Source organism: Actinomadura sp. (genome assembly GCF_044508335.1).
Classification (GTDB): Bacteria; Actinomycetota; Actinomycetes; order Streptosporangiales; family Streptosporangiaceae; genus Spirillospora.
The window spans coordinates 19,595-29,799 of record NZ_JBIQHY010000051.1 but is presented as its reverse complement, the minus strand read 5'-3'; the positions used below and the strand labels follow the sequence as shown (position 1 = coordinate 29,799).

10 protein-coding genes are annotated in these 10,205 nt (G+C 75.6%); 7 read left to right on the top strand and 3 right to left on the bottom strand.

The window, feature by feature from the left end; translation table 11 throughout:
- The first annotated feature begins 27 nt into the window (after positions 1-27).
- Positions 28-648 carry a precorrin-8X methylmutase gene (locus tag ACIWVC_RS18690; RefSeq protein WP_396454381.1) on the top strand — a complete coding sequence of 207 codons (621 nt, stop codon included), beginning with the start codon at positions 28-30 and terminating at the stop codon, positions 646-648.
- Positions 648-2,135 (top strand): precorrin-2 C(20)-methyltransferase, encoded by a 1,488-nt coding sequence (locus ACIWVC_RS18685; protein WP_396454377.1) that lies wholly within the window; start codon positions 648-650, stop codon positions 2,133-2,135. Before ACIWVC_RS18690 ends, ACIWVC_RS18685 begins: the two co-directional genes overlap by 1 nt.
- Here the strand turns inward: ACIWVC_RS18685 and ACIWVC_RS18680 are convergent.
- The 3 genes from ACIWVC_RS18680 to cbiE are packed head-to-tail and all read right to left on the bottom strand — an operon-like array spanning position 2,126 to position 4,802.
- Positions 2,126-2,848, bottom strand: a complete 723-nt coding sequence (locus tag ACIWVC_RS18680; protein WP_396454376.1) for a cobalt-precorrin-6A reductase — start codon at positions 2,846-2,848, stop codon at positions 2,126-2,128. The genes ACIWVC_RS18685 and ACIWVC_RS18680 overlap by 10 nt on opposite strands.
- Positions 2,833-3,588 (bottom strand): precorrin-4 C(11)-methyltransferase, encoded by a 756-nt coding sequence (gene cobM / locus ACIWVC_RS18675; protein WP_396454375.1) that lies wholly within the window; start codon positions 3,586-3,588, stop codon positions 2,833-2,835. The genes ACIWVC_RS18680 and cobM overlap by 16 nt, the downstream gene beginning before the upstream one ends.
- On the bottom strand, positions 3,585-4,802 hold the full coding sequence (gene cbiE, locus ACIWVC_RS18670) for a precorrin-6y C5,15-methyltransferase (decarboxylating) subunit CbiE (protein WP_396454374.1): 1,218 nt from the start codon (positions 4,800-4,802) through the stop codon (positions 3,585-3,587). Before cbiE ends, cobM begins: the two co-directional genes overlap by 4 nt.
- Positions 4,803-4,855: 53 nt before the next feature.
- Between cbiE and cobF the strand changes: the two genes are divergently transcribed.
- The 5 genes from cobF (at position 4,856) to ACIWVC_RS18645 (ending at position 10,203) form a co-directional block, all read left to right on the top strand.
- Positions 4,856-5,605 (top strand): precorrin-6A synthase (deacetylating), encoded by a 750-nt coding sequence (gene cobF, locus ACIWVC_RS18665; protein WP_396451470.1) that lies wholly within the window; start codon positions 4,856-4,858, stop codon positions 5,603-5,605.
- A 259-nt stretch (positions 5,606-5,864) separates the two neighbouring features.
- Positions 5,865-6,527 (top strand): hypothetical protein, encoded by a 663-nt coding sequence (locus ACIWVC_RS18660; RefSeq protein ID WP_396454373.1) that lies wholly within the window; start codon positions 5,865-5,867, stop codon positions 6,525-6,527.
- A 63-nt stretch (positions 6,528-6,590) separates the two neighbouring features.
- Positions 6,591-7,712, top strand: coding sequence for a 5-methyltetrahydropteroyltriglutamate--homocysteine S-methyltransferase (locus ACIWVC_RS18655; protein ID WP_396452975.1), 1,122 nt, complete (start codon positions 6,591-6,593; stop codon positions 7,710-7,712).
- Positions 7,709-9,190 (top strand): serine hydrolase domain-containing protein, encoded by a 1,482-nt coding sequence (locus tag ACIWVC_RS18650; RefSeq protein WP_396452974.1) that lies wholly within the window; start codon positions 7,709-7,711, stop codon positions 9,188-9,190. The genes ACIWVC_RS18655 and ACIWVC_RS18650 overlap by 4 nt, the downstream gene beginning before the upstream one ends.
- A gap of 176 nt (positions 9,191-9,366) precedes the next feature.
- Positions 9,367-10,203 (top strand): undecaprenyl-diphosphate phosphatase, encoded by an 837-nt coding sequence (locus ACIWVC_RS18645; protein WP_396454372.1) that lies wholly within the window; start codon positions 9,367-9,369, stop codon positions 10,201-10,203.
- Positions 10,204-10,205: the final 2 nt, after the last annotated feature.

Below are 10,205 nucleotides of genomic sequence, written 5' to 3'. Positions count from 1 at the left end.
GGGGGCGGAGACGGCGGAGGGGCAGCGGTGATCGACTACGTCCGGGACGGCGCCGAGATCTACCGGCGGTCGTTCGCGGCGATCCGCGCGGAGGCCGACCTGTCGGGCCTGCCGGACGACGTGGCGCGCGTCGCGGTCCGGATGATCCACGCCTGCGGGATGACCGACCTCGTCCAGGACCTCCTGTGGTCGCCTGGGGTGGTGGAGCGGGCGCGGTCGGCGCTTCTGGGCGGCGCGCCGGTGCTGTGCGACGCGCGGATGGTCGCGTCCGGGATCACCCGGAAGCGGCTGCCCGCCGGCAACGAGGTCGTGTGCACGCTCGGCGATCCCGGCGTGCCGGAGCTGGCGGCGCGGCTCGGCACCACGCGGAGCGCGGCGGCGCTGGAGCTGTGGCGCGACCGGCTCGACGGCGCGGTCGTCGCGATCGGCAACGCGCCGACCGCGCTGTTCCGGCTGCTGGAACTGGTCGAGGGGGGCGCGGGGCGGCCGGCGGCGGTCCTCGGGATCCCGGTCGGGTTCATCGGCGCCGCCGAGTCCAAGGAGGCGCTCGCCGCGAGCGGCCTCGACCACCTGGCGGTGCGCGGGCGGCGCGGCGGCAGCGCGATGGCGGCGGCGGCGGTCAACGCCGTCGCCAGTGAGGCGGAGTGATGGCGGGGCGGCTGTTCGGCGTGGGCGTCGGCCCCGGCGATCCGGAACTGGTCACGGTGAAGGCGGCGCGGCTGATCGGCGGCGCCGACGTGGTCGCCTACCACTCCGCGCGGCACGGGCGCAGCATCGCCCGGTCGGTCGCCGCGCCGTACCTGCGGGACGGCCAGGTCGAGGAGCAGCTCGTCTACCCGGTGACGACCGAGGCGACCGGCCACCCGGGCGGCTACCAGGGGGCGCTGGACGACTTCTACGCCGACTGCGCCGCCCGGCTCGCCGCGCACCTCGACGCGGGGCGGACGGTCGTGGTGCTGAGCGAGGGCGACCCGCTGTTCTACGGGTCCTACATGCACCTGCACAAGCGGCTCTCCCCGCACTACCCGACCGAGGTGGTGCCCGGCGTGACGTCGCTGAGCGCGGCGTCGGCGGCGGCCGGGCGCCCCCTGGCGGAGCGGGAGGAGACGCTGACCGTCCTGCCCGGCACGCTGCCCGGCGGCGAGCTGGCCGAGCGGCTGCGCGGCGCCGACGCGGCGGCCGTGATCAAGCTCGGCCGGACGTTCCCCAAGGTCAGGCAGGCGTTCGAGGACGCGGGGCGGCTCGGCGACGCCTGGTACGTGGAGCGGGCCGCCACCGACCGGCAGCGGGTCGCGCCGCTCGCCGACGTCGATCCGGCGGACGTGCCGTACATGTCGCTGGCGCTGCTGACCAGTCCGGCGGAGCGGTCGTTCGAGGCCCCTCCCCCGGCGCGGCCGGAGGGCCCCGGCTGGGTGCGGGTGGTCGGGCTCGGCCCGGCCGGGCGGCCGTGGCTCACCCCGGAGGCGCTGGACGTCCTGGCGTCCGCGACCGACCTCGTCGGCTACGGCCCCTACCTGGACCGGGTGCCGCCGAACCCGCGGCAGCGGCGGCACGCGTCCGGGAACCGGGTGGAGGCCGACCGGGCCCGGCACGCGCTGGCGCTGGCGCGGGACGGGGCGCGCGTCGCGGTCGTGTCGTCCGGCGACCCGGGGGTGTTCGCGATGGCGGCGGCCGTGCTGGAGGCCGCGGACGAGGACGAGTTCGCCGGCGTGCCCGTGCACGTCGTGCCGGGTCTGACCGCGGCGCAGGCGGTCGCGGCGCGGGCCGGCGCGCCGCTCGGGCACGACTTCTGCGTCCTGTCGCTGTCGGACATCCTCAAACCGTGGGACGTGATCGCGCGGCGGATCTCGGCGGCCGCCGAGGCCGACCTGGTGCTGGCCCTCTACAACCCGTCGTCCAGCCGGCGGCGGCACCAGCTTCCGGCGGCGCGCGACCTGCTGCTGGAGCACCGCTCCCCCGAGACGCCGGTGGTGATCGGGCGGGACGTCGGCGGTCCCGGGGAGAGCGTGACGGTGACGACGCTCGGCAAGCTCGACCCGGCGGAGGTCGACATGCGATGCCTGGTCATCGTGGGGTCGTCCACCACCCGGGTCACCGGCAAGGGCGTGGTCTACACGCCGCGCCGCTACCCCTGAGCCCAGGCCGCGGCGGCGGCCACGTCGCCGGTGGCCTGGACGCCTTCGGGGAGCGGCGGACGGTCGACCATGATGACCGGTATGTGCGCGTCGCGGGCGGCGGTGAGTTTCGCGCGGGTCATCGCGCCGCCGCTGTCCTTGGTGACGAGGACGTCCAGGCGGTGCTCGCGCAGCAGCGCGCGTTCGCCGTCCACCGTGTAGGGGCCGCGGGCCAGCAGCACCTCCACGTTGGACGGTACGGGCGGCTCCGGCGGGTCGACCGACCGGGCGAGGAACCACGCGTCGGCGCGGGCGGCGAACACCGGGATGCTGCGGCGGCCGGTGGTGAGGAAGACGCGGGCGCCGCGCGGCAGCGCTCCGGCGGCGGCCGGCAGGGACGGGACGCGGCGCCAGTCGTCGCCGTCCTCCTCGGCCCAGCCGGGGCGGCGCAGCGCGAGCAGCGGGACGCCGGTCGCCCGCGCGGCGTGCGCGGCGTGCGCGCTCATCCGCTCGGCGAACGGGTGGGTGGCGTCCACGAGGCGGTCGATCCGGTTCTCGCGGAGCCAGGCCGCGAGCCCCTCGGCGCCGCCGAACCCGCCGAGGCGCACCTCGCCCGCCGGGAGGCGCGGGTCGGTGACGCGGCCGGCGAGGGAGGAGACGACGTGCGCGCCGGTGAGGGATGCCGCGAGGGCGCGGGCCTCCGCCGTGCCGCCGAGGATCAGGACGCGCCGCACGCCCGGTCCCTGGCGGCGCTGTAGAGGTGGCTGTCGGGGAACGCCGACGCGGTGAGGACGCGGCCGACGACGATCACCGCCGTGCGCCTGACCCCCGCCTCGCGGACGCGTTCCGCGATGTCGGCGAGCGTGCCGCGCAGGACGACCTCGTCGGGGCGGCTGGCGCGGGCGACGACCGCGACCGGGCAGTCCGCGCCGTAGTGCGGCGCCAGCTCCGCTGCGATCTCGTCGATGCGCTGGACGGCCAGGTGCAGCACCATCGTGGCGCCGCTCGCGCCGAGGGTGGCGAGGTCCTCGCCGTCGGGCATCGGCGTGGCGCGGACGGCCGTGCGGGTCAGGATGACGGTCTGGCCGACGCCCGGCACGGTCAGCTCCCGGCGCAGCGACGCCGCGGCGGCCGCGAACGCCGGGACGCCGGGGACGACCTCGTACGGCACGCCGGCCGCGTCCAGCCGCCGCATCTGCTCGGCGACCGCGCTGAACACCGACGGGTCGCCGGAGTGCAGCCGGGCGGCGTCGAGGCCGGCGCGGTGCGCGGCGGTCAGCTCGGCGACGATCTCGTCGAGGGTCATGTCCGCGGTGTCGACGAGCCGGGCGCCGGGCGGGCACGCGTCCAGCAGCTCGCGCGGCACGAGCGACCCCGCGTACAGGCACACCGGCGCGGACTCCAGCACGCGCAGGCCGCGGACGGTGATGAGGTCGGCGGCGCCGGGGCCGGCGCCGACGAAGTGCACGGTCACAGGGTGTCCTTCCGGGCCGTCCAGACGGTGACGGGCATCGCGGGGCGCCAGCCGGTGAACCCGCCCAGCGGCGCGGCCCGCTCGACGTGGAGGCGGACCAGCTCGCCGCCGCGGGTGCGGTGGAGCCCGGCCACCGCGGCCTCCGATTCGAGGGTGACGGCGTTGGCGACGAGCCGCCCGCCGGGGCGCAGCGCGTCCCAGCAGCGTTCCAGCAGGCCGGGGGCGGTGAGGCCGCCGCCGACGAACACGGCGTCCGGCTGCGGGAGGCCGGCGAGCGCGTCCGGGGCGCGGCCTTCGACGACGCGGACGCCGGGCACGCCGAGCGCCCGCGCGTTGCGGCCGATCCGCGCGGCCCGGTCGGGGCGCCTCTCGACGGCGACCGCGGCGCAGGACGGATGCGCCCGCGCCCACTCGATCGCGACGCTGCCGGACCCGGCGCCGACGTCCCACAGCAGCTCGCCGGGCAGCGGCGCGAGACGCGACAGCGTGACCGCGCGGACCTCGCTCTTGGTGATCTGCCCGTCGTGCTCGTAGGACGCGTCGGGCAGCCCGGCGACGCGGGGCAGCGGCGCCGCGTCCGGGCCGGGCGCGCATTCGACGGCGACGACGGCGAGCGCGGAGGCGGCCGGGCCCGTCCACTGCGCGGCGACGCCGTGCTCCGCCGTCTCGTGCCCGGCGCCGAGGTCGCACAGGACGGTCATGCGGCTCGGGCCGAAGCCGCGGCCGGTGAGCAGCGCGGCGACGACCGCGGGGGCCTCGCGCCCCGCGCCGAGCACGAGGATGCGGCGGCCCGGCGCGACCGCCGCGTTCAGCGTCTCCGGCGGGCGGCCGACGAGGCTGACGACGTCGGTCCGGTCCAGCGGCCAGCCGAGCCGGGCGCACGCGAGCGACGCCGACGACGGGTGCGGCAGCACCCGGAGCCGCCGCGCGCCGACCAGGTCGGCGAGCGCGGAGCCGATCCCGTAGAACATGGGGTCGCCGCTCGCGAGGACGGCGACCGCGCGTCCGGCGTACCGGTCGAGCAGCCCGGGGAGCGCGGGGAGCAGCGGGGACGGCCAGGCGACGCGTTCGGCCGCCGTCTCCTCGACGAGGCCGAGCTGGCGGGCGCTGCCGAGCAGCACCTCCGCCTCCCGCAACGCCGTGCGGGACGCCTCGGGGAGCCCGTCCCAGCCGTCCGCGCCGATGCCGACGACTGTGATCGAACGCGCGTCCACCGGCCTCCTCCACGACATGCGGCGCCAAGTCTATAGCTGGCATTCTTGGCCGGGTGAAGCGGCTTTCGATCATCGGGATCGGCGCGGGCGACCCGGACCACCTGACGTTCCAGGCGGCCAAGGCCATCGCCGCCGCCGACGTGTTCCTCCTCGTCGGCAAGGGCGAGGCCAAGCGGGAGCTGGCCGGGCTGCGGCGCGACCTCATCGCGGCGCACGCCCGCCCCCCGTACCGGGTCGTCGAGGCCGCCGACCCCGAGCGCGACCGCACCGCCTCCGGCCCCGCCTACACCGCCGCCGTCGAGGACTGGCGGTCCCGCCGCGCGCGGATCTACCAGTCGTTCGTCGACGACGAGCTGGAGGACGGGCAGACCGGCGCGTTCCTGGTCTGGGGCGACCCCGGAATCTACGACAGCACGCTGGCCGCGCTCGGGGAGGTCGACGCGGAGTTCGAGTACGAGGTGATCCCGGGCATCAGCAGCGTGTCCGCGCTGACCGCCCGGCACCGGATCGGGCTGACCCGCGTGGGGCGCCCCGTCCACCTGACGACGGGCCGCCGCCTCGCCGCCGAGGGCCCCACCGCCGACGACGTCCTCGTCATGCTGGACGCGCACTGCTCGTTCGCCGAGGCCGGCGACGACTTCCACATCTACTGGGGCGCCTACCTCGGCACGCCCGACGAGATCCTCGTCTCGGGGCCCGTCCGCGAGGTCGCCGACGAGATCCGGGCCGTCCGCGCCGAGGCCCGCGCCCGCAAGGGCTGGATCATGGACACCTACCTCCTGCGCCGCGAACCCCGGACCTGACCCTCCCCCCTCCTCCACCTGTCAGCGGCCCGGAGCGGCCGGAAGCGGACGACGCCGCCGAATTCTCCGTATTTACGCGCCTTCTGTCTGCCAGTGGGTGATGATGTCAACTCCGATAGGCGGTACACCCCGGAGAGACCGTGACGGAGCAGGCGGAGAGACGCACCGGCACCGCCGCGACGCCGCCGGCGGTCTTCGCACGCGAGCTGCCCCCCGTGCCATGGCGCACCGTGCGCCTGCTGAGCGGAGGTCCCGGCCGGTGACCCCGCCGCGTGACCCGGCGTTCCCGGAGGGCGCGCTGACGACGCTCCGGCGGACCTGGCGGCTGCTGCGCTCCGGGCTGGCGGGAGCGGCGGCGCCGGTCATCGCCTGCTACGTCGCGGTCCAGCTGCTCTGCGTCGCGGTCGCCGTCACGGCCCTCGGCGGCGACGGCCATGTGGTCAACGGCGAGATCCGCACGTACGGGCTGTCGCGCGGGATCCTCCTCTTCACCGGCGTGACGCTGATCGCGCTCCTGGCCGCGCATGTCGCCGCGGTCGTCAGCGTCGTCCTCATCGCGGCGGGCCTGCTGCTGGGCCGCCCCGTCACCGCCGGATCGGCGGCCCGGAGGGCGGCACGGCAGGCGCCCGCCCTCGCGCTCGGGACGGACGGGCTGCCGCTCGTCGCCGTCCACGATCTGACCGGCTCGTCGGTCATGCTCCTCGCCTGCCGGGACGCGGGCTGCACCCGCCGCGACGCCACGCGTGTCGGCGCCTACACCGAGATTCCCGGCCCCCTGGACCTCGCCGTCGGGCGCGACGGGCGGCCCCGGATCCTGTGGGCCGCCCGGACCGCCGGGCGCCCGCACGGCGAGCTCCATCTGACCACCTGCCGCCGGCCCCGCTGCGCACCAGGTGGCGCGGCATTTTGGACAACTCGTTGATCGTCGTCACAGACCTGCCTAGATTGGCAGGACCACACCGCCTTCTCGCGAGAGGAGCAAGTCTTGTCTCTGCGCACCGAGCCGCCGTTCCGCGCCGACCACGTCGGAAGCCTGCTGCGTCCGCCGGCTCTGCTGACCGCCCGGGAGGACCACGCCCAGGGCCGCATCGACGACGCCGCGCTGGCCGCGGCGGAGGACGCCGCCATCCGTGACGTGGTCGCCATGCAGCGCGAGGCGGGGCTGCGGTCGGCGACGGACGGGGAGTTCCGCCGCACGTCCTGGCACATGGACTTCATCTACCGGCTCGGCGGGATCAGCCCCGCGGACGACAAGATCAAGGTGCGGTTCCACAACGAGCAGGGCGACATCGAGTTCAGCACGGCCGCGCTGCGGGTGCACGACAAGATCCGGTTGGACGAGACCATCTTCGCCGACCACTTCGCGTTCCTGCAGCGGACGGTCGAGGACGGCGTGACGCCCAAGCTGACGATCCCGTCGCCGAACATGGTCCACTACCGGGGCGGCCCGGCCTCGATCGACCCGAAGGTCTACCCCGACGTCGAGGAGTTCTGGTCCGACCTCGCCGCCGCGTACGCCGAGCAGGTGCGGCGGCTCGGCGAGATGGGGTGCCGGTACCTGCAGCTCGACGACACCAGCCTGGCCTACCTGAACGACCCCGCGCAGCGCGCCATGATCACCGAGCGCGGCGACGACGCCGACCACCTGCACCTGCGCTACATCAAGCAGATCAACGCCGCGCTGGCGAAGCGCCCCGAGGGCATGAACGTCACCACGCACATGTGCCGCGGCAACTTCCGGTCGTCCTGGACGGCGGAGGGCGGCTACGACTTCGTCGCCGAGGCGCTGTTCAGCGAGCTGGACGTGGACGGGTTCTTCCTGGAGTACGACGACGCCAGGTCCGGGGGCTTCGAGCCGCTGCGGTTCGTCCCGCCCGGGAAGATGGTCGTGCTCGGGCTGGTCACCACCAAGCGCGGCGAGCTGGAGTCGAAGGACGACCTGAAGCGGCGCATCGACGAGGCGTCGCGGTTCGTGCCGCTGGAGCAGATCTGCCTGTCGCCGCAGTGCGGGTTCTCCTCGACGGTCGAGGGCAACGTGCTGACCGCCGAGCAGCAGGCGGCGAAGCTGCGCCTCATCGCGGAGACCGCCGAGGAGATCTGGGGGTGACGCAGCGCCCCCGCGCCGGAGACCGCGACCGGCGCGTCGTGGAGCGGGCCGAGCGGTACGCGGGTGACGCCGCCGACGCCGCCGGCTCGCACCGCGCGCCGATCGACGCGGACCACTGGCGGCGCCGGCTCGCGGCGCTCGCCCCGAGGTACCGCGTGCCGGGCGCGTCGCTCGGCATCCTGCGGCTGCGGCCCGGCCGGGAGGACGAGCTCGCCGAGGCCGCCTACGGCGTCCTCAACAAGGACACCGGCGTGGAGACCACCACCGACTCGGTGTTCCAGATCGGGTCGATCACCAAGGTGTGGACGGCGACGGTCGTGATGCAGCTGGTGGACGAGGGGCTCCTCGAGCTCGACGCGCCGCTCGCCGAGGTGCTGCCCGAGCTGCGGCTGGCCGACCGCGAGGCCGCGAAGCGCGTCACCATGCGGCACCTGCTGACCCACACCAGCGGCATCGACGGCGACGTGTTCACCGACACCGGGCGCGGCGACGACTGCCTGGAGAAGTACACGGCCGTCCTCGCGGACGTGGCGCAGAACCATCCGCTCGGCGCCACCTGGTCGTACTGCAACGCCGGGTTCTCGCTGGCCGGGCGGGTCATCGAGAAGCTGACCGGCAAGACGTGGGACGAGGCGATGCGCGAGCGCCTCTTCGAACCGCTGGGCCTGCGGCGCACGATCACGCTGCCGGAGGAGGCGCTGCTGCACCGCGCCGCCGTCGGCCACGTCAGCGCGGACGGGGCGGCGCCGTCCCGGGCGCCGGTGTGGCAGCTGCCGCGGTCCATCGGCCCCGCCGGGCTGATCGGCGCGTCCGCCGCGGACGTGCTCGCCTTCGCGCGCCTGCACCTGACGGGCGGGCTCGCGCCCGGCGGGGCGCGGCTGCTGAGCGCGCGGAGCGCCGCGGCCATGGCCGCCCGGCACGCGGAGCTGCCGGACACCCGCACGCTCGGCGAGTCCTGGGGGCTCGGCTGGAGCAGGATGACCTGGGACGGGCACCCGGTGATCGGGCACGGCGGCGCGACGATCGGGCAGAACGCCTACTTCCACGTGCTGCCGGACGAGGGCCTCGCCGCCGTCCTGCTCACCAACGGCGGCGACACCGACGGGCTCAGCGAGGCGCTGACCCGGGAGATCTTCACCGGGCTGGCCGGCGTCGAGCCGACGCCGGCGCTGCGGCCGCCCGCCGAGCCCGTCGCCGCGGACGTCGAGCCGCACCTCGGCCGCTACGAGCGGGCCGGCTCGCGGCTGGAGGTGCTCCGCGGCGAGGACGGGCCCGTCCTGCGCACGACGGCGACCGGGCCGCTGGCCGCGATGCTGCCGGACCCGGTGCGGGAGTACCCGATGACGGCGATCGAGGAGGACGTCTTCGCCGTCCGGGAGCCCGGCACCGACAACTGGATGCCCGTGACGTTCTACGCCCTCCCGACCGGCGAGCGCTACCTGCACTTCGGGCTGCGCGCCACCCCGAAGGCCGGGTGACCCAGCCCCGGAGGCCGGGATGGGCCCGCGTCGGCGCGTCCCCGGACCGGACGCGGCCGTTCGGTTAAGGATGGGTGAAGTCATCGCCCCGGGCGGGGACCGCGCCCGGCGGGCCGCAGTAGGCTCGCGGCGGCCCCCGCGCAGGGCGGGAGCGGGGCTGGAGAGGAACCGGGCCGGTGAGCGTGATCAATGTCGGGCAGGCCGTCGTCCTCGGGATCGTGGAGGGCCTGACCGAGTTCCTGCCGGTGTCCTCGACCGGGCACCTGAAGATCACCGAGGGGCTGCTGGGCATCCCGGTGGACGACGAAGCCGTCGTCGGGTTCACCGCGGTGATCCAGGTCGGCGCGATCGCGGCCGTGCTGGTGTACTTCTTCCGGGACATCCTCCGGATCGTCACCGCGTGGGGGCGCGGGATCGCCGACCCGTCCGAGCGGTACCACCACGACTACAAGTTCGGCTGGTGGGTGATCTTCGCGACGATCCCCGTCGTCATCGTCGGCGTCGCCGCGAAGGACCTCATCGAGGGCCCGCTGGCGTCGCTGTGGGTGGTCGCCGGGTCGCTGCTCGGCGGCAGCGTCGTCATGTGGCTCGCCGACCGGCTCGGCCGGCACAAGCGCGGCGAGGACGACACGTCCCTCACCGACGCGATGGTGATCGGGTCGTCGCAGATCCTCGCCATGCTGTTCCCCGGCTTCTCCCGGTCCGGCGCGACCATCTCGGCCGGGCTGCTGCTCGGCCTCGACCGGGTCGCCGCGACCCGGCTGTCGTTCTTCCTCGGCATCCCCGCGCTGACCGGCGCCGGGATCTACGAGCTGCCCACCGCGCTCGGCACCGGGGCGGACGCGCTGCCGCTCGCCGTCGGCACCGCCGTGTCGTTCGCCGTCGCGTACGCGTCCATCGCCTGGCTGCTGCGGTTCGTGGCGCGGCACAGCTTCACGTCCTTCGTCGTCTACCGGATCATCGTCGGGCTGCTGCTGTTCGGCCTGCTCGGCGCCGGGACGCTGCACGCCTGAAA

What these genes read in the sequence shown, in the direction of transcription:
- ACIWVC_RS18685 (WP_396454377.1), top strand. Translation starts at nt 648, where the DNA reads ATGGCGGGGCGGCTGTTCGGCGTGGGCGTCGGCCCCGGCGATCCGGAA.